We start from the raw sequence: 24,042 nt of genomic DNA, 5'->3' as shown, positions 1-24,042 counted from the left end.
GCGGAACCGGCCGCGAACGCGGACCGGGCGAAGGACTGCGCTCCCCGCGGCCTTCGGCTCGGGTGTGCGCGGGGGCAGCGTAGCGCCCGAAAGTGACGGGACCCCCACGGGGTCGGTCATGTCCCCCTTCTCCCGCCCTCCGCTCCCTCCTCCTGGGCCAGGAGAAGCGTGTCCCCGGCCGGTGCCCGGTAGTACAGGACCGAGCGGCCCGCACGCCGTCGCCGTACGAGGCGCGCGTCGAGCAGCACCTTCAGGTGACGGCCCACGGAACCGAGCCCCTGGCCGGTCAGGGCCACCAGCTGGGTCGTCGTCAGAGGTGTGCCGAGCAGGGTGAGGACCTGCGCGCGGGCCGTGCCGAGCAGCGTGGCGAGGGCGGCGGGCGGCACCGTCCGGCCCGCGTCGGCGAGGGCGCCCGCACAGGGGTAGACCACCGCGTACCGGTCCGCGGGCTCCGGCCAGGAGACCCAGCCCTGGTGCGGGGTGACGGGGACGAACAGCAGCGCGGCCCCGGAGATGTCCCGGGGCGGGTGGTCGTGTGCGTTGATCCGCAGCCGTCCCTCGCCGAGCCAGCGCATCGCGGGCCGCATCCCGTCGAAGGCCGCCGCCCAGCCCCCGACGGTCAGCTCCCGCGTCCGCGCGATCACGTCGGCCTCCAGGACGCGGCGCCGCCGGTCCCAGTCCGGCCGCACCGTCTCCCGCCACACCCGGTCGAGCAGGGCGGCCATGCGCTCGGCGAGGTCGTCGGCGCGGGCCAGGGGGCCGGGCAGCGGGCCGCCCGAGGCCACGGCCAGGTCGGCGCGGACCGTCTCCGGCGGCGTGGCCCGGATCCGCGCCAGACCGGAGGCCAGATCGGGTCCGGGCACCCCGCTCGGGGTGGGCGTGACGAAATCGGCGATCCAGGACGCGCCGAACGCGGCGTCCACCAGCGCCGCCGTCACCGGGTCCGCGGCCAGCCGCGCCCGATAGGCGGGCAGGTGGGCGTCCAGCCACGCCCGCTCGCCCGGATGCGCCGCCTTCGCCTCCGCCAGCTTCTTCAGACTCGCCGTCACCTCGACGAGCTGCGACACGACGAACCGGCTCCCCGCGAGCGTGTCGGCGTCGACCTGCCAGATGCCCATACGGCCGCCCCCCTGCGCACCTCCGCGGAGGCCGCCTTTCGCTCCTCCGCGAAACATTAACCACCCGACCCCACCGCCCCGCAGCCTTCCCCCATGCGTACCTACCGCGACCTGTTCCGGACCCCGGAGTACCCGCCCTTCTTCCTCGCCTGCGCGACCCAGGTGGCCGCCCGGACGGTCGCGGGCCTGGCCCTCGGCTCGTTGGTCTACGCCTCGACGGGCTCCGCGCTGCTCTCCGCGCTCGCCATGTTCGGCCCCGCGCTCGCGCAGGTCGTGGGCGCGTTCACGCTGCTCTCGGCCGCGGACCGGCTGCCTCCGCGCACGGCCCTCGCCGGACTGCCACTGCTTCTCGGCCTCGCCACGGCGGCGCAGGCGGCACCCGGTGTGCCCACGGCCCTGGCGCTCGCGCTCGTCCTCGCCCAGGGCGTGCCCGCGGCCCTCGGCGGCGGCGTCCGCTACGGCCTGCTCACCGACATCCTCGACCGGGACGGCTACCTCCTCGGCCGCTCGGTCCTCAACATGAGCACGGGCCTCTGCCAGATCCTCGGGTACGCGCTCGGCGGCCTCCTGGTCCAGGCCGTCTCCCCGCGCGGCACCCTCCTGATCGCCGCCGCCCTCTACGGCCTGTCGGCGGTCGTCGCCCGCCTCGGCCTGACCCGGCGCCCCGCGCGCGCGAAGGGCCGCCCGTCCGTAGCGGAGACAATGCGCGGCAACGCCCTCCTGTGGTCCTCCCGACCGCGCCGGTACGTCTACCTCGCCCTCTGGGTGCCGAACGGGCTGATCGTCGGCTGCGAAGCCCTGTTCGTCCCCTACGACCCCGGGCACGCGGGCGTGCTGCTCGCGAGCGCCGCCGTCGGCATGCTCGCCGGTGACGTCCTCGCGGGCCGCTTCCTGCCGCCGCACTGGCGGGCCCGGCTCGGCGCGCCCCTGCGGTTGCTCCTCGCCGCGCCCTACCTGCTGTTCGCGACGCGGCTCGCCCTGCCGGTCGCCGCGTGCGCGGTGGCGCTGGCCTCCGTCGGCTTCGCGGCGAGCCTGCTGCTCCAGGAGCGCCTTGTCGCGCTCACCCCGGACGAACTCAGCGGCCACGCGCTCGGCTTGCACACGGCGGGCATGCTCTCGGCGCAAGGCGTGGCGGCCCTCCTCGCGGGCGCCCTGGCCGAGGCGACCTCACCGGCCACGGCCATGACGCTCCTGGCGGCCGTCTCCCTGGCGGTCACGCTCGCGCTCGCACCCGGCCTGCGCCCGCTGGAGCGCCGGAAGGAGCGGCCGGTGGATCAACTCCCTCCGGCCTGTTGACCCCTGTCGTTCCATCCGCTTAGCGTCACAGCTAGGGAGAAAGCGCTTACCAAGGCGATGTCCCCGGCCCTGTCACCGCACCCCGATGGAGTGTCGATCGCGCCCATGCGCACCACACCCGCACCGGCAACGCCCGGCCGACCCGCCCGCCCCGGCCCCCGGACCCACCGCCTCAAGGCCGCCGTCATCGGCACCGGCGCCATCGCCCGCGGCAGCCACCTTCCCGCGCTGAAGGAGCTGGCCGCGGAAGGTGAACTGGAGGTCGTCGCGGCGGTCGACATCGACGACGACGCCGTACGCCGCTTCTGCGCGGACGGCGGCGTCCCGCACCCGTACACCGACCTGCAACGCATGCTCGACGAGCAGAGGCCCGACCTCGTCACCGTCTGCACGCCGCCCACCCTGCACCGCGAACAGACCGTCGCGGCCCTGCGGTCGGGCGCCTGGGTGTGGTGCGAGAAGCCGCCGACGCCGTCCCTGGCGGAGTTCGACGCCATCGAGGCGGCCGAGGGCGCGGAGGGCGGCCCCTACGCGGCGATCGTCTTCCAGCACCGGTTCGGTTCGAGCGCGCGGCACGTCCGGGAGCTGCTCGCCAAGGGCGAGGTGGGCCGTCCGCTGGTCGCCCTCTGCCAGACCACCTGGTACCGGGACACCGCCTACTACGCCGTGCCGTGGCGCGGCCGCTGGGGCACCGAGGGCGGCGGCCCCGCCATGGGCCACGGCATCCACCAGACGGACCTGCTCCTCGACATCCTCGGACCGTGGACCGAGATCCGAGCCATGGCCGGGCGACTGGTGCACGCCGTGGAGACCGAGGACGTCTCGACCGCCCTCGTCCGCTTCGCGAGCGGCGCGATGGCCACCGTCGTCAACAGCGTCCTCAGCCCCGACGAGGTCAGCCGCATCCGGATCGACTGCGAGCGCGCCACCCTCGAACTGACCCATCTGTACGGGTACGGCAACGCCGACTGGACCGTCACCCCGGCCCGCGACGTCCCCGCCGCCCTCGCCGCCTCCTGGCGCGACTTCGGCGCCGACGTGCCCAGCTCCCACCTCGCCCAGCTCCGCGAACTCCTCGCCTCCATGCGGGCGGGCGAGCGCCCCCGCGGCAGCGGGCCCGACGGCCGTACGAGCCTGGAGCTGGTCTCCGCGCTCTACAAGTCCGCGTTCACCGACGCGACCGTCCGCGCCGGTGAGATCGGCCCCGGCGACCCGTACTACACCGCCCTGCACGGCGGCGCCCCCGGCTGGGCGCCCGTCCAGGAGGCCGCCGCCCATGAGTGAGACCCTGCGCGTCGTCCACGCCCACGGCGACCGGATCACCGTCACCGAACCCGCCACGGGCGTCGAGCTGTTCGCCTACGTCTACCGGCCCGAGGCCGCCTGGGAGGCGCCCAAGCCGTACCTGCACCCGGTCCGGACGCTGAGCGGCGACGTCGTCACCGACTACCGGCCCCACGACCACCGCTGGCACAAGGGCCTGCAGCTGACCGCCTCGCACCTCTCGGGCCAGAACCTGTGGGGCGGCAACACCTACGTCCACGGCGAGGGGTACCTGGCACTGCCCGAGCGGGTCGGCTCGATGGCGCACGTCGGCTTCGACACGGTCGCCGCCGACACCCACGGGCTGACCATCGCCGAGCGGCTCACCTGGCACCCGTACGGCGGTGAGCTGTGGGCCGACGAGGAGCGCCGCGTCGAGGTGCGCGACGTCGACCCGGCCGCCGGGTCCTGGGCGCTGATCTGGACCAGCGCCGTCACCAACCGCCGCGCCGAGCCCCTGCGGTTCGGCAGCCCCACCACGCACGGCCGCGCGATGGCGGGCTACACCGGCCTGTTCTGGCGCGGCCCGCGCGGCTTCCGGGACGGGCGGATCAGGACCGCCGACGCCGAGGGGCCGGGGGTGATGGGGACGCAGGCGCCGTGGCTCGCCTACAGCGCCGAGCACGACGGCGCCGACGGGCACGCCACGCTCGTCTTCGAGCACGCCCCGGAGAACGACCACGCGGGGGAGCGGGGCGCGCATCCGGCGCACTGGTTCGTGCGCAACGACCCGTTCGCCGCCGTGGCCCCCTCGTTCGCCTTCCACGACGAACTGGTCCTGGAGCCGGGCGCCACCCTCACCCGCCGCTACCGCGTCGTCGTCGCCGACGGCGCGTGGGAGCGGGACGAGATCGCCGGGTACCTGGCGGGGCACCCGTGGTGAGCGGCGAGGAGGGGATCAGGCCCTAGACGCGGGCGCGCAGCTTGTGCCGCTTCAGCCACGCCACCAGCGCGCCCGCCACCGCCGTGACCGTGATGAAGCCCATCGCGATCAGGAACGCGGGCGAGGTCGGCGTCGAGGCGCGGGCGCCCGCGACCACGTACGCCGCCGTGTTGGGGATGGAGCCCAGCCCGGTCGCCAGGAGGAACGCGGGCCAGCTCATCCGGGAGATGGACGCGCAGTAGTTCGCCGCCCAGAACGGGATGCCGGGGAAGAGGCGGGCCGCCAGCATCGAGCGGAAGCCGTGCCGGCTCAACTGGCCGTCCGCCGCCTTCAGCCAGCGCCCGCGCAGCAGTGGCCGCAGCGCGTCCTGACCGAGCATCCGGCCCAGACCGAAGGCGAGCCCCGCGCCGAGCACGGTCCCGGCGATCGCCCCGAGCAGTCCCAGCTGGGAGCCGAACAGGGCGCCCGCCGCGAGGTTCAGCAGGGGGCGCGGCATGAAGGCGACCGTGCACACCCCGTACGCCACGGCGAACAGCACCACCGCCGCCGCGCCGCCCACCTCGGCCTGCCATCCGCCGGACAGGTACCTCTGCGGCTCGAACAGCAGCACGCACGACGCGCCCGCGGCGAGCAGCGTCACCAGCAGCGCGAGTCTCGCCCACGGCGAGAGCAGGACGCGGGTGCAGCGCGCGGCCAGGCCGGCGGGACGGGCGGCTACGGTTTCGAACATCCGGGGAGACTAACCGACACGTACATAAGATCGCCGTAGGTTGTATCTCACTTTTGCCGTGGTTCTTCCCGCGGTTCCGGCCCGGGCCGCGGCCCGCGATCCGGGCCGGGAGGCCCGGGGGAGGAGTTCCGTGCCCGTCGCCGCGCCACCGCCGAGCGCCTTCGCCGACACCGTCCTGACCAGGCTCGTCGACGTCTACGGCGCGCGGGCCGACCCGGAAAGGGCCGCGCGAATGCGCGCGTACATGAAGGACGTGGCGCCTTTCCTGGGCCTTCCGTCGCCCCTGCGGCGGGAGTTGAGCAAGGCGGTGCTCGCCGGGGCGCCGAAGCCGGACGAGACGGATCTCACCGCCGTCGCCCTGCGCTGCTGGGGGCTGCCCGAGCGCGAGTACGCCTACTTCGCCGTCGATCTGCTGCGGCGGCACGTGCGCCGCCTGTCGTCCGGGTTCCTGCCCGTCGCCCGCCAGTTGGTGGTGACCGTGCCGTGGTGGGACACGGTGGACCTGCTCGCCGCGCACGTGGTGGGCGGCCTCGTCGCCGCCGATCCCGCTCTCGCCGCCGCCATGGACGCGTGGATCGAGGACGACGACCTCTGGGTCGCGAGGACCGCGCTCCTGCACCAGCTCCGTTACAAGGAATCGACGGACACCGAGCGGCTGTTCGCGTACTGCCTGCGCCAGGCCGGGCACCCGGACTTCTTCCTCCGCAAAGCGATCGGCTGGAGCCTGCGCGAGTACGCGAAGACCGACCCCGACGCCGTACGGTCCTTCGTCGCCGCGCACCGGGACGTGCTCGCGCCGCTGTCGGCGCGGGAAGCCCTGAAGGCCGTCGGCTAAAACCATTCGACGCGCGGGGCCGGGTCGGCGATGATCTGCACATGTTCCGGCACGCCTTCCTCGCAGCTCCGTCCGCAGTCGCGGACGCTGCTCAGGCTGCCGTCCTTCACGCAGCAGCCGTCGACGGCGCGCGAAGCTGACCCTCTCCGGACATTCCGGCGGACCCCGCAGGGGGAGGGTCGGCCCGGCTCAGGGGTCCCCGCCTCCCGCACGCGCGTGAGGCCCTCACAGATCCGAGCACGCACGCGCGTCGTTCGGATGTTCCGGAAGGAACCACCCCAGCCATGCCCAAGACGGCATACGTGCGCACCAAGCCGCACCTGAACATCGGCACCATGGGCCATGTCGACCACGGCAAGACCACCCTGACCGCCGCCATCACCAAGGTCCTCGCCGCGCGCGGCGGGAGCACCTTCGTGCCGTTCGACCGGATCGACAAGGCGCCGGAGGAGGCGCAGCGCGGCATCACCATCAACATCGCGCACGTCGAGTACGAGACCGACACCCGCCACTACGCGCACGTCGACATGCCCGGTCACGCCGACTACATCAAGAACATGGTCACGGGCGCGGCCCAGCTCGACGGGGCGATCCTCGTCGTCTCCGCGCTCGACGGGATCATGCCGCAGACCGCCGAACACGTGCTGCTCGCGCGGCAGGTGGGCGTCGACCACATCGTCGTCGCCGTCAACAAGGCCGACGCGGGCGACCCCGAGCTGACCGACCTCGTCGAGCTGGAGGTGCGCGAACTGCTCTCCGCGCACGGCTACGGCGGCGACTCCGTGCCCGTCGTCCGGGTCTCCGGGCTGGGGGCCCTGGAGGGCGACCCGCGCTGGGTGGCGTCCATCGAGGCGCTGCTCGACGCGGTGGACACGTACGTGCCGATGCCCGAGCGGTACGTGGACGCGCCGTTCCTGCTGCCGGTCGAGAACGTGCTGACGATCAGCGGACGCGGCACCGTCGTCACCGGCGCGGTGGAGCGCGGGCGCGTCCGCATGGGCGACCGTGTACGCGTCTACGGAGCGGAGGATGTCGAGACCGTCGTCACCGGCCTGGAGACCTTCGGCAAGCCGATGGACGAGGCGCAGGCCGCGGACAACGTGGCGCTGCTGCTGCGCGGGGTGCCCCGGGACGCGGTGCGGCGCGGCCACGTCGTCGCCGAGCCCGGCAGCGTCCGGCCCGCCCGGCGCTTCACCGCGCAGGTGTACGTCCTGTCGGCGGCGGAGGGCGGCCGCACCACGCCCGTCGCCACCGGCTACCGGCCGCAGTTCTACCTGCGCACCGCCGATGTCGTCGGGGACATCGACCTCGGCGGGGCGGCGGTGGCGCGGCCCGGCTCCACCGTCACCATGACGGTCGAGCTCGGCCGTGACGTGCCGCTGGAGTCCGGGCTCGGCTTCGCGATCCGCGAGGGCGGCCGGACCGTCGGCGCGGGGACGGTGACGAGCGTCGGGTGAAGAGGGCGGTGCGGCCGGGTCCCGGCCGCACCGCCCGTGCGCCACACTGGGCGCGACGCAGGGGCGCGCGAGGGAGGTCACGGTGGCGGGCAGGGCACTCGTACTCGGCGGCGGCGGGATCGCGGGCGTCGGCTGGCTCTGCGGAATGCTGCACGGACTCGCGGAGGCGGGCATCGACCTGGGCGACGCCGACACGGTGATCGGCACCTCGGCGGGCTCCATCGTCGGCGCCCAGCTCACCTCCGGCAAGCTCACCCCGGCGGCCCTGTACGAGCGTCAACTCGCCCCGCACGGGCACGAGACGGGCGGCACGCTCGGCGCGGGCCTCGTCCTCCGCTTCGCCCGCGCCGCGCTCACCTCCCGCACGGCGGAGGCGTACGGCCGCAGGATCGGCCGCCTCGCGCTGGCCGCGCACACGCCCGACGAGGCGGCGCGGCGCGCGGTGATCGCCGGTCGGCTCGTCTCGCACGACTGGCCGGCGCGGCGCCTGCTGGTCACCGCGGTGCAGGCGCGCACGGGGGAGTTCCGGGTCTTCGCCGGGGAGGACGACGTGGCCCTGGTGGACGCCGTCGCGGCGAGCTGTGCCGTGCCCGGCGTCTGGCCGCCGGTGACCATCGGGGGCGCCCGCTGGATCGACGGCGGGATGCGCTCCCCGGCCAACGCGCACCTCGCGGCGGGGCACGAGCGGGTCGTCGTCCTCGCCCCCGTCGCGGCGGGCGGCGGCGTCCTGCACCCGGCCCGCGCCCAGGCGGCCCGGCTCGCGGCGGCGGGCGCCCGGGTCGCCCTGATCACCCCGGACCGCACCGCCCGCCGCGCCATGGGCCTCAACAGCCTGGACCCGGCCCACCGGGCCCCGGCCGCCCGCGCGGGCCACCGGCAGGCGACGGCACACGCGGAGGCGGTACGGGGCGTGTGGGCCGCCGACTGAACCGGACGCTGGGGCTTGGTGCCGGTCGGTCGGCTGAATCGAGCGGCCTGAAGCTGGACGGCTGACCGGAACGGGCATCCGGACAGCCGGACGGCCGACTGACCCGGAGGGCCGGGGAGTGGGTGGCCGGGGGCGGATCGCCGACCGAGCCCGAGGGGTGGGGCCGAGCGGCCCGCTGGCTCGGGCGGCCAGGAGCCGGACGGCCGACCCGACCCGGCGGCCGACAGCCGGGCCGCTGCCTGAACCGAAGGGCCGGACTCCGCGCGGCCCCCGGCACAATGGGCACGTGAACGAGCCCAGCCCCGTACCGGACCCCGAGCCCGTACCGGAGTCCCCCTCCGTGCCGGACCCCGAGCCCGTAGCGGAGTCCCCCTCCGTGCCGGACCCCGAGCCCGTAGCGGAGTCCCCTCCGTGCCGGACCCCGAGCCCGTAGCGGAGTCCCCCTCCGTGCCGGACCCCGAGCCCGTAGCGGAGTCCCCCTCCGTGCCGGACCCCGAGCCCGTAGCGGAGTCCCCCTCCGTGCCGGACCCCGAGCCGATACCCGTGTGCCGCCCCGTCGACCACGGTCTCGCCAAGTTGCTGCCCGATGTGGACAGGCGGCGGGCCTGGCTGCTCACGGTGGACGGGGCGCCGCAGTCCTATGTGGACCTCGACGAACCGGGGCACCTGGAGTTCGAGTACGCCCGGCGGCTCGGCCACGTGATCGACTGCGCGGCGCCCGAGGGGCGCCCCCTTGACGTGCTGCACCTGGGCGGCGGCGCCTGCACACTCGCCCGGTACGTCGCCGCGACGCGGCCGGGTTCCCGGCAGGACGTCGTCGACGCGGACCGGGCGCTGCTCGATCTGGTCGCGGAGCATCTGCCGCTCCCGGCCGGGGCGGACATCTCCGTGCACGGCGCCGACGCCCGGCAGTGGCTCGCGGGCGCGCCGGACGGCTCGGCGGACGTCCTCGTGGCCGACGTGTTCGGCGGCTCGCGGGTGCCCGCGCACCTGACGACGGAGGCGTACGCGCGCGAGGCGCACCGCGTGCTGCGGCCCGGCGGCACCTACGCGGCCAACCTCGCGGACGGGGCCCCGTTCACCTTCCTCCGCTCCCAGCTGGCCACCCTGGGGACCGTGTTCCCACATCTCGCGCTGATCGCGGAGCCCGGCGTCCTGCGCGGCCGCCGGTTCGGCAACGCCGTGCTCGTCGCCTCCCGGCGGGAGTTCGACGTGCCGGAGCTGGCCCGGCGCACCGCCCGCGACGCGTTCCCGGCCAGGGTCGAGCACAGCGACGGTCTGCGCCGGTTCACCGGCGACGCGAAGCCCGTCACGGAGGCGGACGCGGTGCCGTCCCCGGAGCCGCCGGGCGGCTCGTTCAGCGTGGGCTGAGGTCCGCCTCCCGCGCGGCGGCGTCGTCGCCGGACGCCACGACCTCCGTCGTGGTGCGGCGCCGCAGATTCCGTACGTCCGGTACGAACAGCACCGCCGAGGTCGCGAGGACGACGAGCGCCGCGCAGCCCCACAGCGACTCGGTGCGGCCGAACGCCGACTCGGCCGGGCCCGCGAGCGCCGTGGCCAGCGGCACCATCGCCACCGAGCCGAACCAGTCGTAGGCGGAGACGCGCGACAGCTTGTCCTCGGGGATCTCCTGGTGCAGCGCGGTGATCCAGGAGACGCCGAAGATCTCGATCGTGACGCCGCTGACGAACATCACGGCGATCAAGGCGCCGAGCGGCACCGGGACCGCGAGCGCGGCCGAGGGCAGGGCCAGGGAGAACACCGAGAGCGTCGCGGCGAACAGCAGCCGCTGCGGCTTCCAGCGCATCATCAGCAGACCGCCGAGGATCGTGCCGACACCGAACGCGCCGAGGGCGATGCCCCATGGCCCGGCCCCGCCCAGCTCGTCCCGCGCGACCAGCGGCCCGAACACCGACTCGGCCGCGCCCACCACGGCGACGACGACCGAGAACTGGGCGACGATCGTCCACAGCCAGGGCCGTCCGACGAACTCCCTCCAGCCGTCCCGCATGTCGGAGAGGAGCCCGCTGCCCGGCACCCGGGGCGCGATGTCGCCGACGTCCAGGAACATCCGCAGACCGCCCGCGACCGCGAACGCCGCCGCGTCGAACGCGAGCACCCAGCCCGGTCCGATCGCCGCGACCATCGCCCCGCCGAGCGCCGCGCCGCCCACCGCCGCGCCGGACATCCCCATCCGGAACAGGGCGAACGCGCGGCTCGCCTGCTCCCCGGAGACCGACGCCATGAGCATGCCCTCGGCCGCAGGGTTGAAGAACGCCTGCCCGGTGCCGCCGAGCGCGCTGAGCGCCAGCATCTGCCAGAGCTGCGGATCGCCGTGGAGCACGAGGAGCGCGAAGGCACCCTGCGAGAGGAAGTTGAGGCCGTTGGCCGCGACCATCACGTGGTGGCGCGGGAACCGGTCCGCCACCGCGCCGCCGACCAGCAGGAACACCACCAGGAACAGGGTGCGCGCGGCGGCGACCAGACCGACGTCGCCGCCGTCGCCGCCCGCGTCGAGCACCGCGAACGTGGACGCGATCAGCGCCCCGTGCGCGCCGAGCGTCGTGATGAACGAGGCGACGGCGAGCAGCGTGTAGTTCTTGCCGGCCCACGCGGGACGGCGGCGGCGCGGGCTCTCGGAGACAGGAGGCGGGGAGGCGGCGGCGGAGGTCACTGAGGGACTATCGCCGCCGCACGCCCCATCTGCCAAACCGTTTCCCCGGCCAGGAGCAGCGGGGAGGAGGCGTGGGCCCGGTCAGGAGACGGTCGGGTCCTTGTAGTAGCGGACCGAGCCGAGGATCTTGTCGATCGTCGCGTCGTCCAGCTCGCCGTTCACGCCCTTGGCGCCCCACAGGTCGAAGGAGACGAAGTCGCCCGCCTCGTTCTGGAAGGCGAAGACGACCGCCTTGCCGTCGCTGGCGCACTTGCCCTTCTGCGGCGAGTTCTCCGACGTCGCCTTGATGAGGCTGCCCTTGACGCCCTGGCCGTTGGTGAAGTCCTCGGCCTTGCCCACCTTCACGGACTTGAGGTCCGGCTCGGTGTAGCCGCCGTAGATCCACCACGGCACCCGGTTCTCGGCCGCCTGCGCGGCGGTCTTGGCGCCGTCCTCGCCCCGCGTGCCCGCACCGGCGAGCGAGGTGTCCTCCTTGCGCCCGTCCTTGTCGGAGTCGTCGGAGCACCACTTGGTCTTGAACTCGGCGGGAGCCGACACGGTGGTCATGCCGTGCTCCTTCTTGCCCTTCTTGTCCTTGTAGTCGTACTCGAACCCGATGATCTGGTCCGAGCCGCCGGGGCTGACCTCCCAGCCGGGCGGGACGTCGAAGACCGTCTTGTGCTTGGTGTTCACGACGGGCTGCCACCCGGCGACGACCGGCTGGACGGCGGCGTCGGAGCCGCGCGGATTGTCACCGCCCGGCGCGGACGCCGAGGCGCTCGCCGACGGGCTCGCGGACTGCGAGGCGGCCGGGCTCTTGTCGCCGCCCTTGCCGTTGTCGGCCTCGTCGTCCTTGTCCCCGCCGAGCACCAGGAACCCGGTCACCCCGGCCGCGACCACGACGGCCGCCGCGGCGACGATCGCGACGATCTTCGTGCGGTTGTCGCCCTTGTTCGGCGGCTGCGGCGCGCCGAGCGGCGTCGTCGGCGCGTTCCACGCCGGCTGCGGCTGCTGCTGGTACGGGTTCGGCTGCTGGTACCCCGGCTGCTGGTAGGGGTTCGGCTGCTGATACCCGGGCTGCTGGTACGGGTTGGGTGCCTGCGGACTGTTCGGGTTGTTCGGGTAGTTCGGCTGGTTCGGGTCCTGCGGGTTCTGCTCGCCCCCGGGCGGCTGCTGTCCTGGCCACATGGCCGTAAACGATAGAGGGTCCTGGGGTGCGCGGGGTCCGCGCCCGGTACCGGACGTGCAACGGTTTCACGCCACCGGGGAGGATGGCCAGAGTAGCTACCGATGGGTAACATGCGCGCCATGAGCGCAGACCAGATGTCCGTCGGCGAGATGCTCGCCGCGACCGTTCCGATGGCCCGCACGCTGAACCTCGAGTTCCTGGAGACGACTCCGGAGAAGGCGGTCGTCGCCCTGCCCGACCAGGCGGAGTACCACAACCACGTCGGCGGTCCGCACGCCGGAGCGATGTTCACGCTCGCCGAGTCCGCGAGCGGCGCCATCGTCCTCGCCGCCTTCGGGGACCAGCTCTCGCGGGCCGTGCCGCTGGCCGTCAGCGCCGAGATCGCGTACCGGAAACTGGCCATGGGCCGGGTCACCGCCACGGCGACCCTCGGCCGCCCGGCCGCCGAGGTGGTCGCGGAGCTGGACGCGGGGGAGCGCCCCGAGTTCCCGGTGGCCGTGGCGATCCAGCGGGCGGACGGCGCCGTGACCGGCGAGATGACCGTCGTGTGGACCCTGCGCCCCAACGGCTAGGGCCTGCCGCGAGAGTGCTGCGGATGCGGCGTCCGGGACGAGCCCCCATGCTGGAGGCAACGGCTCGAACCGAGGAGGCCGACCATGTCCGTGATGGACAAGCTCAAGCAAATGTTGAAAGGCCACGAGGACAAGGCCGGTCAGGGTGTCGACAAGGCCGGTGACTTCGTGGACGACAAGACCCAGGGCAAGTACAGCAAGCAGGTCGACATGGGTCAGGACCGGCTGCGGGACCAGTTCGGCAACGACCAGAAGTAGCCCCGCCGCCGCTTCCCGCAGAACCCGAGTGGAAGGCCCCGCCGTACGTACGGCGGGGCCTTCCACGTGCGCGGTCCTCGTGCGGGTTCTCGTGTGCGGTCCTCCTCACCACCGCCCCGATGCACCTTTTCGGTCCCGGCCGCGTCATAGGGAACAGGTAGGCTGCCCGGCGTGCGTGGCCAGTGGGGGAGCGCACGCCGGTCACACGGTTTTTTTCGGTACAGGAGGCGACCGCCTTGCACGTCCAGGAATGGCTCGACACGATTCCGGCGGTCGCGATCTACGCGCTGGTGGCCGGGGTCATCGGCCTCGAGAGCCTGGGCATTCCGCTGCCCGGCGAGATCGTCCTCGTCTCGGCGGCGCTGCTCTCGTCGCAGCACGGCGACGTCAACCCCGTCGTCCTCGGCATCTGCGCCACGGCCGGCGCCGTCGTCGGCGACTCCATCGGGTACGCGATCGGGCGCAAGGGCGGCCGGCCGCTCCTCGCCAAGCTGGGCCGGAAGTTCCCCAAGCACTTCGGACCCGCCCACATCGCGACGGCGGAACGGTCCTTCGACAAGTGGGGCATGTGGGCCGTCTTCATCGGCCGCTTCATCGCGCTGCTGCGCATCTTCGCCGGACCGCTCGCGGGTGTCCTGCACATGCCGTACTGGCGCTTCCTGATCGCCAACGTCCTCGGCGGCATCGTGTGGGCCGGCGGCACGACCGCCGTCATCTACTACCTCGGCATCGTCGCCGAGGACTGGCTGAAGCGGTTCTCGTACGTGGGTCTCGGCCTGGCCGTGCTGTTCGGGCTCGGGTCGATGCTGTTCATGAAGCGGCGTGCGGCCAAGGTCGCCGCGGAGTCCCCGGCCGAACCGGAAGCGGTCCCGGCCGGGGAGTGAGCGGGGAGCGACCGGGGGGTGACCGGGGAGTGCGTCTCCGCCCGGCGGCGGATCAGGCTTCGTGGGCCGCCCGGTGGGCCTTGGCCAGCTCCACGTAGAACGTGCCGTTGAGCGTGAGGCCCTCGCGCTCCTCCTCGGTCAGTTCCCGCCTGACCTTGGTGGGGACGCCCGCGACCAGTGAACCGGGCGGGACGACCATGCCCTGCGGGACCAGCGCCTGCGCCGCGACCAGGGAGCCCGCGCCGATCACCGCGCCGTTGAGGACCGTGGCGCCCATGCCGACGAGGCAGTCGTCCTCGACGGTGCAGCCGTGCAGGACCGCGTTGTGCCCGACGGAGACGCGCTCGCCGACCGTCACCGGGAAGCCGGGGTCGACGTGGACCGTGCAGTTGTCCTGGATGTTGCTGTCGGCGCCGATCTCGATGGGCCCCGCGTCCGCGCGCAGCACCGCCCCGTACCAGACGCTCGCGCCCGCGCCGAGTGTCACCTCGCCGATGACGACGGACGTCGGCGCCGTGAACGCCTCCGCGTCCACCTGCGGCTCCTTGCCGCCCATCCCGGTGACGAGTGCCTCATGGCCCGTGGATCCCATCGCTCGCCGCTCCTTGTGTGCTCGGTTCTCGTGTGTGCTGTCGCGCCTGAGCGCACCGTACCCGTGGGGTGAAGATCACAGCTCGTCGAGGTGGGGGCGGACGGTACGGATGAGTAACGTGGCGCCGTGCCGAAGCAGTGGAACGTGTTCTCGCCGCGTGGGCGGTCCGCCAGGGGCGGCCTGGCCCACCGCGCCGTCCAGGCGGGCTGGCGCTGGGCCCAGCGCCAGGGCGCCGTCACCGCGGAGCGCCCCGGCGGGCACCGGTTCGGCGCGATCGGCGACGGGACGAAGCTGGCCTTCCCGCAGGGCACGGTGTTCGGTGAGCCGTGGATCAGGCTCGGCGCGCACTGCATCATCGGCGAGCAGGTCACGCTGACCGCCGGACTCATGCCCGACCTCGACCTCGGGCCCGACCCCATCCTGACCCTCGGCGACGGTGTCGTCATCGGACGCGGCAGCCACGTCATCGCGGACACGACCGTGACCGTCGGGCGCGACGTGTACATGGGCCCGTACGTCTACATCACCTCCACCAACCACTCCTACGACGACCCGCACGAGCCCATCGGCCGGCAGTGGCCCCGCATGGAGCCGGTGGAGATCGGGCCCGGCTGCTGGATCGGCACCGGCGCGGTGATCCTGCCGGGTGCGCGGATCGGGCGGAACGTGGTCGTCGCCGCCGGGGCCGTGGTGCGCGGCGAGGTGCCGGACCACGCGGTGGTGGCCGGGGCGCCCGCCCGGATCGTCCGGACCTGGGACGCGGAGGCGGGCTGGCAGCCGCCCCTGCGCACGCCCGCGCCGCGGCCGATCCCCTCCGGGGTGACGCCAGAGCAGCTTCTCGCCCTGGCGGACCTTGAGGAACCGTAGCCATTTGCTGCGATAGTGACTCCTGGATTCGATAGATGTAACGAGCAACCAGGAATCACGTGGACACCAGCGAGAGCAGTACCGGCACCGGCACAGGCGCCGACCAGCAGGAGGCCGAGGCGGAGCGGCGCGGATGGCGCCGTTTCGCCATGGACACGCGTCCGCTGCGCATCCCCGCCTACCGCAGGCTGTGGTCGTCGACCATCGTCACGGCCGTCGGCAGCCAACTCACGGCGGTCGCCGTGCCCAAGCAGATCTTCGACATCACCGGTTCGTCCGCGTGGGTCGGCGCGGCGAGCATGGCCGGGCTGCTCCCGCTCATCGTCTTCGCCCTGTGGGGCGGCGCGGTCGCCGACACCATGGACCGGCGCAAGCTCCTGCTGATCACCAACTGCGGCATCGCCGTGACGTCGGTCCTCTTCTGGGTCCAGGCCCTGGTCGGGCTCGACTCGGTGGCGGCGCTCATGGTGCTGCTCGCGGTGCAGCAGGCGTTCTGGGGCCTCAACGCCCCGGCGCGCAACGCCTCCATCGCCCGGCTCGTGCCCGAGGGGCAGCTGGCCGCGGCCAACGCGCTCGGCTCGACCGTCATGCAGACCGGCCAGGTCGTCGGCCCGCTCCTCGCCGGGGTCCTCATCCCCGTCATCGGCCTGCCCGAGCTGTACCTCGTCGACGCGCTCGCGCTGTGCGTCACCGTGTGGGCCGTCTACCGCCTCCCCGCGCTGCCGCCCCTCGACGCGGTCAAGCGCCGGGCGGGCGTGCGCGAGATAGCCGCCGGTTTCCGCTACATCAGCGCCCACAAGGTCCTGCTCCTCTCCTTCCTCGCCGACATCATCGCCATGGTCTTCGGCATGCCCCGCGCCCTGTTCCCGGAGCTGGCCGCCGAGACGTACGCCCCGTACGGGGAAGGGCTCGCCCTGGGCTTGCTGTTCGCGGCCATCCCGATCGGAGCGGTGGTCGGCGGGCTGTTCTCCGGCACGTTCTCGCGAGCGAAGCGGCACGGCTGGATGGTGATCGGCGCGGTCGTCGCCTGGGGCGCGGCCATCACCGGCTTCGGCCTGAGCGGCAGCCTGTGGCTCGCGGTGGTCTTCCTCGCCGTGGCCGGCATCGCGGACATGGTCTCGATGGTCTTCCGTGGCGCGATCCTGCTCTCCGCGGCCACCGACGAGATGCGTGGCCGGATGCAAGGCGTCTTCACGGTCGTCGTAGCGGGCGGCCCACGCCTCGCCGACGTCCTCCACGGCTCGGCGGGCTCAGCCTTCGGCCCCCGCACGGCGGTCGCCGGGGGCGGCCTCCTGGTCGTGGCCCTGATGCTGACGCTGGCTCTGGCGATCCCGGCCTTGCGGCGCTACCGCATCTGACCCGGGCTTGGGCGCGGAGGCGCGGTCCCTGCCTTGGGATGGAGACCGGTGCGGCGCCGCTGCCGGATTCGGTCCGTCTGCGGCGCTACCGCATCTGACCCGGGCTGGGGCGCGGAGGCGCGGTGCCTGCCCTGGGGCGGAGGCCGGTGCGGCGCCGCTGCCGGATTCGGTCCGTCTGCGGCGCTACCGCATCTGAGCCGCGCCCAGGGCGCGGAGGCGCGGTCCCGGGACGGAGGCCGGTGCCGCGCCCCCCGGCGCGGGTCCGCCGGTCGCCCGAGGCACGGCTGTGGCGAGGGCGAATCCGGCACTCGCGTCGGGCCCGGGGCCCGGCCCCGCTCATCCGGCCGCCAGCAGCACCGTCCCGGGCCGCCCCGCTCACCCGGCCGCCAGCAGCACCGTCCCGGGCCGTCCCGCTCACCCCGCCGCCAGCACCACCGCCCCGGGCCGTCCCGCTCACCCCGCCGCCAGCACCACCGCCCCGCGCCGCCCCGCTCACCCCGCCGCCAGCAGCACCGTCCCCACCAAGGCGAGCCCCGCCCCCGCCGCCTGCACCCCGCGCAAGCGCTCCGCCAGGAAGCCGCGGGCCGCCAGTGCCGTGATCACCGGGTACAGCGAGGCTAGCACCGCCGCGACCGTCACCGGCCCCGCCTGAGCGGCCAGCGAGTACGTGCCGTTGGCGGCGACGTCCGCGAGGCCGACGAAGGCCAGCGCGGGGAGCGAGCGCCGGACGAGGCGGGCGCCGCCGTCGGCCGCGTCCGGGAGCACCGGCGCCCCGCGCTTGGCGGAGACGCAGAGGGCCGCGCCGCCCGCCGCCACGTTCGTCACGCGCTGCACGAACAGAGCGAGGAACAGGCCCGTCAGCGTGGTCGACGCCGCCGAGATCAGGGACATCACCGCGCCGAAGCCGAACGCCGCGACGAGCGTGAGCAGGACCGCCCGGCGCTGGACCGGAGCGCCGCGCAGCTGCGGGCCGCCCGCCAGGACGATGCCGGCGACAGCCACGAGGATGCCCGCGAACTGGAGCAGCCCGGGACGCTCCCCGAGCACCAGGCCCACCCCGACCGGCACGGCGACGCCGACCGAGCCGAGCGGCGAGACGACGCCCATCGGCCCGAGCGCGAGGGCCTTGTAGAACGCGAGCATGGCGACCGGCCCCACCAGACCCGCGCCGACGGCGAACCAGAGCTGGGGCCCCGCCTCGCTCCACCCGCCCGTCGCGACGACGATCGCGCCGAGCACTACCACGGCGATGGACTGGGAGACGACCACGACCGTCAGGGCCGGGGTGCGCCGGGTGAGGAGCCCGCCGCCGAAGTCGGCGAGGCCCCAGAGCACGCTCGTGGCCAGGGCGAAGAGCGCTGACTGTGCTTCCAACGGACGACCTCGCAGTACAGTTTGCTGAACACTTCGGTGCACGGTGCACCACACCGTAGTTCAATGCATTGCACTCTGTCATCCATAATATTGGACGGAATGTGTCGGACCTCGACCTCCTGACCCAGTCCCTCGCCCGCAACGTCAAACACTGGCGGACCGAGCGCGGCTTCACCCTGGACGTGCTCGCCACCCGGGCCGGCGTCAGCCGCGGCATGCTCATCCAGATCGAGCAGGCCCGCACCAACCCGAGCATCGGCACCGTCGTCAAGATCGGCGACGCGCTCGGCATCAGCATCACCACGCTGCTCGACTACGAGCAGGGCCCCAAGGTGCGGATCGTCCCCGCCGAGCAGGCGGTCCGGCTCTGGCACACGGACGCGGGCAGCTACCACCGCCTCCTGGCCGGCACCGAGGCGCCGGGTCCCCTGGAGATGTGGGACTGGCTCCTCCAGCCCGGCGAGGGCAGCCCTTCCGACCCGCACCCGCGCGGCACCGTCGAACTCCTCCACGTCACCGAGGGCGAGCTGACCGTAGTCGTGGACGGCGAGCCGCACACCGTGCCCGAGGGCGCGAGCGTCACCTTCGAGGCCGACGTGCCCCACGAGTACCGCAACGACGGCGGCGCACCGACCCGGATGATCATGGCGGTCTCGGTCCCGTTCGAACGCTGAGAATCCGGCACCCGGGCCGTCGTTCGCAGCGTGAGACGCCCGGAACCCGGCGCCCCCGGGCTGTTAGCGTGCCGCCATGCGCGCACCCCTCGGCACCTTCGACGACGCCCGCCCCGCCCCCGACGCCCTGGACCTCCTGACCCGGCCCGTCGCCGACGCCGTACGGCACTGGCGCGGCACGGTGCCCGCGCAGGAGCTGATCCGCGTCGAGACCGACCCCGAGTGGGCCGACACCGCGACCTTCGTCGAGCACTACGGGCCCGACCTGCTCGCCGCCTCGGCGAACTGCGTGGTCGTCGCGGGCAAGCGCGGCGGCGAGACCACGCTCGCCGCGTGCGTCGTCCTCTCCACGACCCGGGTCGACGTCAACGGGGTCGTGCGCCGCCAACTCGGCGCGCGCAAAGCCTCGTTCGCGGCCATGGACACCGCCGTCGGCGAGACGGGCATGGAGTACGGGGGCATCACCCCCATCGGCCTCCCCGCCGACTGGCCGGTCCTGGTGGACGCGGCCGTCGTCGACCTGCCCCACGTCCTGATCGGCAGCGGAACCCGCAGGGGCAAGCTGATCGTCCCCGGCAAGGCGCTCGCCGAGGTGCCGAACGCGGTCGTCCTCGACGGTCTGGGCGTCACCGTGTAGAGGGTCCGCTGCTCGACGGCCTGGGCGTCACCCTGTGGAGACAGCAGGCGCCCGGCCCGTGCTCTCCCGCACCACCAGCCGCGTCGGCACCAGCGTCGTCCCGCGCTCCGCCTCGCTCTCGCGCACCTGGCGCAGCGCGCTCTCCACGCAGCGCCGGCCGACCTCGGCGAAGTCCTGGTGGACCGTGGTCAGCGGCGGCTGGAACGAGCCCGAGTCCGGGATGTCGTCGAACCCGATCACGGACACGTCCCCGGGGACCCGGCGCCCGCGCTCGTCCAGGGCGCGCAGCAGGCCGAGCGCCATCTGGTCGTTGGCCGCGAACACGGCGGTGCAGCCGTCCTGTTCGGCGAGGCGCAGCCCCGCGCGGTAGCCGGACTCGGCCGACCAGTCGCCCCGTACCGGAGGCGGGACCGGCCGCCCCGCCTCCTCGAGTGCCGTGCGCCAGGCGTCCGTCCGGCGCTGGGCCGCGTAGGACTCCGACGGCCCCGCCAGATGCCAGACCGTGTCGTGGCCCAGGCCGAGCAGGTGGCGTACGGCGTCGCGGGTGCCGCCCGCCTGGTCGGTGTCGACGACCGCGTACCGGTCCCCGGCGTCGGAGTCCGCGACCACGACCTTCACGTGCGGCGGCAGCGACAGCCGCGCGGAGTCCAGGAGGTGGACCTCCATGATGACGATGACCGCGTCCACCGCCAGCTCCCCGAGGCGGGAGAAGGCGCCGCGCACCTCGTCCTGCGTGGGCACGGCGACCGGAAGCAGCGTCACCGCGTACCCCTCGTGCGCGGCCGAGACCGCGATCGCCTCCAGGGTGCGCATGTTGCCCGTGGTGGAGAGGGTGAAGGTGATGACGCCGATCGTGCGGAAGTCGCCGCGCTTGAGGGCGCGCGCCGCGCTGTTGGGCCGGTAGCCCAGCTCCTTCATCGCCGCGCGGACCCGTTCCCGCGTCTCCTCGTGGACGCCGGGGAAGCCGTTCGAGACGCGGGAGACCGTCTGCGAGGAGACCCCGGCGACCCGGGCGACGTCAGCCATCGACGCGTTCTGGGTGCGGCGTCGCCCTCCGGCGCCCTCGTGCCCCGGACTCTTGACCGTGTTCATCAGGGCAGTGTAGACATTCGGCCACCGGATGTTTACGTAAACATCAGGGTGAACACCGGTGCCGCCCGGGTTGGACGCAGGAGCGAGGTACGCACGACATGACGACGCTTCAACCGGTGCGGCGCACGCGCCGCTCCTGGACGGGCTGGGGCTTCATCGGCCCCTTCGTGCTCGTCTTCGCGCTGGTCTTCCTGGCGCCGCTGGCGTACTCGGTCTACCTGAGCCTCTTCCGCACGCAGCTCATCGGCGGGACCACTTTCGTCGGCCTGGACAACTACCAACAGGCCCTGCAGGACAGCCAGTTCTGGGAGGGGGTCACCCGCGTCGGCCTGTTCCTCCTGGTCCAGGTGCCGGTCATGCTGGGCGTCGCGCTCCTCGTGGCCCTCGCGATCGACAGCGGACGCCTCTACGGCAAGGACTTCTTCCGCATTTCCGTCTTCCTGCCCTACGCGGTCCCCGCCGTCGTCGCCACGCTCATGTGGAGCTTCCTGTACGGCACCCGCTTCGGCCTGGTCGGCGACCTGAACGACGCGCTCGGCGTGAAGCTGCCCGACCCGCTCTCCTCCGACCTGCTCCTCGCCTCCATCGGCAACATCGTCACGTGGGAGTTCGTCGGCTACAACATGCTGATCTTCTACTCGGCGCTGCGCGTCATCCCGCACTCGCTCTACGAGGCGGCCGAGATCGACGGCGCGGGCCAGTGGCGGGTGATCTCGGCGATCAAACTCCCGGCGATCCGCGGCGCCCTCGTCATCGCCACGATCTTCTCGGTCATCGGCAGCTTCCAGCTCTTCAACGAGCCCGCGATCCTCCAGAAGCTCGCCCCGAACGCCATCACCACCGACTACACGCCGAACTACTACACGTACTCGCTGTCCTTCTCGGGCCAGCAGCACAACTACTCCGCGACGGTCGCCATCGTCATGGGCGTCCTCACCATGGCCGTCGCCTACGTCGTCCAGCTGCGCGGCATGCGCAAGGGAGCGTGAGACGCGATGACCACCCTCCTCGACGCGGCCGACCGGCCGGGGGCCGCCGCCCCGCGCCTGCGCACCCCGCGCCGCCACCGCCCGGGGCGCCCCCGGCGCAGCGTCCTGCTGACCGCGCTCACCGCGATCGTGCTCCTCTACAGCCTGCTGCCGCTGCTGTGGCTGCTCATCAGCGCCACCAAGACCCAGGAAGGGCTCGCCTCCTCCTTCGGCCTGTGGTTCGACGGCGACTTCGCCCTCTGGGACAACATCCGCACCACCTTCACCTACCAGGACGGCGTCTTCGGCCGCTGGCTCCTCAACACCCTGCTGTACGTGGTGATGGGCGCGGGCGGCGCCACCTTCCTGGCCGTCCTCGGCGGGTACGCGCTGGCCAAGTTCACCTTTCCGGGCAAGCGGGCGGTGTTCGCGGTCGTCATCGGCGCGGTCGCGGTGCCGACGACGGCGCTCGCCGTCCCGACGTTCCTCATGTTCAGCAAGATCGGGCTGACCGACACTCCCTGGGCGGTCATCATCCCGTCGCTGATCTCCCCGTTCGGGCTGTACCTGATGTGGGTCTTCGCCACCGAGGCGATCCCCGCCGAGCTGATGGAGGCCGCCCGGATCGACGGCGCGAGCGAACTGCGCACCTTCTTCACGGTCGCCCTGCCGCTGCTCGCGCCCGGCACCGTCACCGTCCTGCTCTTCACCACGGTCACGACCTGGAACAACTACTTCCTGCCGCTGATCATGCTGAAGGACCCCGACTGGTACCCGCTCACCCTCGGCCTCGACGCCTGGAACAAGCAGGGCCAGACGGCCGGCGGCGAAGCCGTCTTCCATCTGGTCGTCACCGGCTCCCTGCTCACCATCGTGCCGCTGATCGCCGCCTTCCTGCTGCTCCAGAAGTACTGGCAGTCCGGGCTCGCCGCCGGAAGCGTCAAGGAGTAGGCACCGCCCCGCTCATCCCCGTAGAGACCACGACGAAGTGGAAGCCCCCGCATGTCCAAGCACCCCCGCCGCCTGCTGCGCGGCATCAGCCTGCTCGCCGTCCTCGCCCTCGGCGCCACCGCGTGCGGCGGCTCCGACGACGACTCCGCGCGGGAGCCGGTCGGTTCGGACACCATCCAGGCCGCGCTGAAGAAGGGCGGCACCCTCACCGTGTGGGCGTGGGAGCCCACGCTCAAGCAGGTCGCCGCCGACTTCGAGAAGAAGTACACGAAGGTCGACGTCAAGCTGGTCAACGCGGGCACCGGCAACGACCAGTACAAGGCGCTGCAGAACGTCATGTCGGCGAAGAAGGGCGTCCCGGACGTCGCGCAGATCGAGTACTACGCGCTCAGCCAGTACGCCCTGACGAAGTCGGTCACCGACCTCACCCCGTACGGCGCGGACAAGCTGGCCGACTCCTACTCGCCCGGCCCCTGGAACGCGGTGAAGTCCGGCGACGGCGTCTACGGGCTGCCGATGGACTCCGGGCCGATGGCGCTGTTCTACAACAAGAAGGTCTTCGACCAGCACAAGATCGCCGTCCCGACGACCTGGGACGAGTACGTCGAGGCGGCCCGCAAGCTGCACAAGGCCGACCCGAAGGCGTACATCACCAACGACGTCGGCGACGCCGGGCTCACCACCAGCCTGCTGTGGCAGGCCGGTGCGCACCCGTACAAGGTCGACGGCACCGAGGTCGGCATCGACTTCACGGACGCGGGCGCGAAGAAGTACACCGACACCTGGCAGAAGCTCGTCGACGAGAAGCTCGTCGCGCCCGTCACCGGCTGGACCGACGACTGGTACAAGGGCCTCGCCGACGGCTCCATCGCCACCCTGCCCATCGGCGCGTGGATGCCCGCCAACTTCGTGTCCGGCGTGAAGAACGGCGCCGGTGACTGGCGCGTGGCCCCGCTGCCGCAGTGGGAGAAGGGCGCCACCGCCTCCGCCGAGAACGGCGGCAGCTCCCTGACCCTGCCCGAGCTCGGCAAGAACAAGGAGCTGGCCTACGCCTTCGTCGAGTACGCCAACTCCGGTGCGGGCGTGCAGACCCGCATAAAGAACGGCGCGTTCCCGGCGACGACCAAGGACCTGGACTCCCCGGCCTTCCAGGACACCGCGTTCCCGTACTTCGGCGGCCAGAAGGCCAACAAGATCTTCGCCGAGTCCGCGAAGAACGTGCCCGCCGACTGGACGTACCTCCCGTACCAGGTGTACGCCAACTCGATCTTCAACGACACCGTCGGCAAGGCCTACATCTCCGGCACGAAGCTCACCGCCGGGCTGAAGGCGTGGCAGGACGCGTCGGTGAAGTACGGGAACGAGCAGGGCTTCACCGTCGAGAAGTAGCCCCGCGCGCCCTG

Annotated in this window: 24 protein-coding genes; 17 read left to right on the top strand and 7 right to left on the bottom strand. The window is 73.1% G+C overall.

Features of this window, described 5'->3' with window-relative positions; translation table 11 throughout:
* Nucleotides 1-116 precede the first annotated feature (116 nt).
* Nucleotides 117-1,118 carry a transcriptional regulator gene (locus tag N5I75_RS31245; protein WP_476683023.1) on the bottom strand — a complete coding sequence of 334 codons (1,002 nt, stop codon included), beginning with the start codon at nt 1,116-1,118 and terminating at the stop codon, nt 117-119.
* A 93-nt stretch (nt 1,119-1,211) separates the two neighbouring features.
* On the opposite strand from N5I75_RS31245, the gene N5I75_RS31240 reads away from it, so the two are divergent.
* From N5I75_RS31240 to N5I75_RS31230, 3 genes are all read left to right on the top strand, one after another.
* Nucleotides 1,212-2,414, top strand: a complete 1,203-nt coding sequence (locus N5I75_RS31240) for an MFS transporter (RefSeq protein ID WP_476683021.1) — start codon at nt 1,212-1,214, stop codon at nt 2,412-2,414.
* 105 nt (nt 2,415-2,519) lie between these two features.
* Nucleotides 2,520-3,698 (top strand): Gfo/Idh/MocA family protein, encoded by a 1,179-nt coding sequence (locus tag N5I75_RS31235; RefSeq protein WP_476683019.1) that lies wholly within the window; start codon nt 2,520-2,522, stop codon nt 3,696-3,698.
* On the top strand, nt 3,691-4,620 hold the full coding sequence (locus N5I75_RS31230; protein WP_476683017.1) for a DUF6807 domain-containing protein: 930 nt from the start codon (nt 3,691-3,693) through the stop codon (nt 4,618-4,620). The genes N5I75_RS31235 and N5I75_RS31230 overlap by 8 nt, the downstream gene beginning before the upstream one ends.
* A gap of 22 nt (nt 4,621-4,642) precedes the next feature.
* Here the strand turns inward: N5I75_RS31230 and N5I75_RS31225 are convergent, their stop codons facing one another.
* On the bottom strand, nt 4,643-5,350 hold the full coding sequence (locus tag N5I75_RS31225; protein ID WP_476683015.1) for a TVP38/TMEM64 family protein: 708 nt from the start codon (nt 5,348-5,350) through the stop codon (nt 4,643-4,645).
* Between the two features lie 130 nt (nt 5,351-5,480).
* Here N5I75_RS31225 and N5I75_RS31220 point away from each other — a divergent pair, with 130 nt between their 5' ends.
* The 4 genes from N5I75_RS31220 to N5I75_RS31205 all read left to right on the top strand — a co-directional run bounded on the left by N5I75_RS31220 (nt 5,481) and on the right by N5I75_RS31205 (nt 9,941).
* Nucleotides 5,481-6,185, top strand: a complete 705-nt coding sequence (locus N5I75_RS31220; RefSeq protein ID WP_476683013.1) for a DNA alkylation repair protein — start codon at nt 5,481-5,483, stop codon at nt 6,183-6,185.
* A 284-nt stretch (nt 6,186-6,469) separates the two neighbouring features.
* Nucleotides 6,470-7,642 carry an elongation factor Tu gene (gene tuf, locus N5I75_RS31215; RefSeq protein ID WP_476683011.1) on the top strand — a complete coding sequence of 391 codons (1,173 nt, stop codon included), beginning with the start codon at nt 6,470-6,472 and terminating at the stop codon, nt 7,640-7,642.
* An 82-nt stretch (nt 7,643-7,724) separates the two neighbouring features.
* Nucleotides 7,725-8,570 (top strand): patatin-like phospholipase family protein, encoded by an 846-nt coding sequence (locus tag N5I75_RS31210; protein ID WP_476683009.1) that lies wholly within the window; start codon nt 7,725-7,727, stop codon nt 8,568-8,570.
* A 519-nt stretch (nt 8,571-9,089) separates the two neighbouring features.
* The gene (locus N5I75_RS31205; RefSeq protein ID WP_476683149.1) at nt 9,090-9,941 is read left to right on the top strand and encodes a spermidine synthase; all 852 of its coding nucleotides are present in this window, start codon (nt 9,090-9,092) and stop codon (nt 9,939-9,941) included.
* Here N5I75_RS31205 and N5I75_RS31200 read toward each other — a convergent pair.
* Together N5I75_RS31200 and N5I75_RS31195 are read right to left on the bottom strand one after the other, a co-directional pair.
* Complete coding sequence (locus N5I75_RS31200) at nt 9,928-11,244, bottom strand: MFS transporter (RefSeq protein ID WP_476683007.1); 1,317 nt, start codon at nt 11,242-11,244, stop codon at nt 9,928-9,930. The two genes, N5I75_RS31205 and N5I75_RS31200, sit on opposite strands and share 14 nt — an antisense overlap.
* An 81-nt stretch (nt 11,245-11,325) precedes the next feature.
* Nucleotides 11,326-12,411 carry a DUF8017 domain-containing protein gene (locus N5I75_RS31195; protein WP_476683005.1) on the bottom strand — a complete coding sequence of 362 codons (1,086 nt, stop codon included), beginning with the start codon at nt 12,409-12,411 and terminating at the stop codon, nt 11,326-11,328.
* A gap of 135 nt (nt 12,412-12,546) precedes the next feature.
* Here N5I75_RS31195 and N5I75_RS31190 point away from each other — a divergent pair, with 135 nt between their 5' ends.
* The 3 genes from N5I75_RS31190 to N5I75_RS31180 all read left to right on the top strand — a co-directional run bounded on the left by N5I75_RS31190 (nt 12,547) and on the right by N5I75_RS31180 (nt 14,126).
* Nucleotides 12,547-12,984 carry a DUF4442 domain-containing protein gene (locus tag N5I75_RS31190; protein ID WP_476683147.1) on the top strand — a complete coding sequence of 146 codons (438 nt, stop codon included), beginning with the start codon at nt 12,547-12,549 and terminating at the stop codon, nt 12,982-12,984.
* Nucleotides 12,985-13,068: 84 nt separating this feature from the next.
* Nucleotides 13,069-13,242, top strand: coding sequence for an antitoxin (locus N5I75_RS31185; protein WP_476683003.1), 174 nt, complete (start codon nt 13,069-13,071; stop codon nt 13,240-13,242).
* A 236-nt stretch (nt 13,243-13,478) separates the two neighbouring features.
* Nucleotides 13,479-14,126, top strand: coding sequence for a DedA family protein (locus tag N5I75_RS31180; RefSeq protein ID WP_476683001.1), 648 nt, complete (start codon nt 13,479-13,481; stop codon nt 14,124-14,126).
* 52 nt (nt 14,127-14,178) lie between these two features.
* On the opposite strand, the gene N5I75_RS31175 is transcribed toward N5I75_RS31180, so the two are convergent.
* Nucleotides 14,179-14,718, bottom strand: coding sequence for a gamma carbonic anhydrase family protein (locus tag N5I75_RS31175; RefSeq protein ID WP_476682997.1), 540 nt, complete (start codon nt 14,716-14,718; stop codon nt 14,179-14,181).
* A 126-nt stretch (nt 14,719-14,844) separates the two neighbouring features.
* Here N5I75_RS31175 and N5I75_RS31170 point away from each other — a divergent pair, with 126 nt between their 5' ends.
* A complete protein-coding gene (locus N5I75_RS31170) occupies nt 14,845-15,585 on the top strand; it encodes an acyltransferase (protein WP_476682994.1) in 741 nt (246 codons plus the stop codon).
* Nucleotides 15,586-15,644: 59 nt separating this feature from the next.
* Nucleotides 15,645-16,943: an MFS transporter gene (locus N5I75_RS31165; RefSeq protein ID WP_476682992.1), complete on the top strand. Its 1,299-nt coding sequence runs from the start codon at nt 15,645-15,647 to the stop codon at nt 16,941-16,943.
* Nucleotides 16,944-17,435: 492 nt separating this feature from the next.
* Here the strand turns inward: N5I75_RS31165 and N5I75_RS31160 are convergent, their stop codons facing one another.
* Nucleotides 17,436-18,317, bottom strand: a complete 882-nt coding sequence (locus N5I75_RS31160) for a DMT family transporter (protein WP_476682989.1) — start codon at nt 18,315-18,317, stop codon at nt 17,436-17,438.
* A 101-nt stretch (nt 18,318-18,418) separates the two neighbouring features.
* On the opposite strand from N5I75_RS31160, the gene N5I75_RS31155 reads away from it, so the two are divergent.
* The gene (locus N5I75_RS31155) at nt 18,419-18,991 is read left to right on the top strand and encodes a helix-turn-helix domain-containing protein (protein WP_476682986.1); all 573 of its coding nucleotides are present in this window, start codon (nt 18,419-18,421) and stop codon (nt 18,989-18,991) included.
* 76 nt (nt 18,992-19,067) lie between these two features.
* Nucleotides 19,068-19,628: a YbaK/EbsC family protein gene (locus tag N5I75_RS31150; protein WP_476682982.1), complete on the top strand. Its 561-nt coding sequence runs from the start codon at nt 19,068-19,070 to the stop codon at nt 19,626-19,628.
* A 27-nt stretch (nt 19,629-19,655) separates the two neighbouring features.
* Here the strand turns inward: N5I75_RS31150 and N5I75_RS31145 are convergent, their stop codons facing one another.
* Nucleotides 19,656-20,654: a LacI family DNA-binding transcriptional regulator gene (locus tag N5I75_RS31145; RefSeq protein WP_476683145.1), complete on the bottom strand. Its 999-nt coding sequence runs from the start codon at nt 20,652-20,654 to the stop codon at nt 19,656-19,658.
* Nucleotides 20,655-20,818: 164 nt separating this feature from the next.
* Here N5I75_RS31145 and N5I75_RS31140 point away from each other — a divergent pair, with 164 nt between their 5' ends.
* Genes N5I75_RS31140 through N5I75_RS31130 form a run of 3 tightly spaced genes read left to right on the top strand, consistent with a single transcriptional unit; the run spans nt 20,819 to nt 24,028 of the window.
* Nucleotides 20,819-21,709, top strand: a complete 891-nt coding sequence (locus N5I75_RS31140) for a carbohydrate ABC transporter permease (RefSeq protein ID WP_476682980.1) — start codon at nt 20,819-20,821, stop codon at nt 21,707-21,709.
* A 6-nt stretch (nt 21,710-21,715) separates the two neighbouring features.
* On the top strand, nt 21,716-22,639 hold the full coding sequence (locus N5I75_RS31135; RefSeq protein WP_476682977.1) for a carbohydrate ABC transporter permease: 924 nt from the start codon (nt 21,716-21,718) through the stop codon (nt 22,637-22,639).
* A gap of 51 nt (nt 22,640-22,690) precedes the next feature.
* Complete coding sequence (locus N5I75_RS31130; protein ID WP_476682974.1) at nt 22,691-24,028, top strand: ABC transporter substrate-binding protein; 1,338 nt, start codon at nt 22,691-22,693, stop codon at nt 24,026-24,028.
* Nucleotides 24,029-24,042 lie beyond the last annotated feature (14 nt).

This window comes from Streptomyces sp. R818 (assembly GCF_056172735.1).
This window is presented reverse-complemented; position numbering and strand designations above follow the sequence as displayed.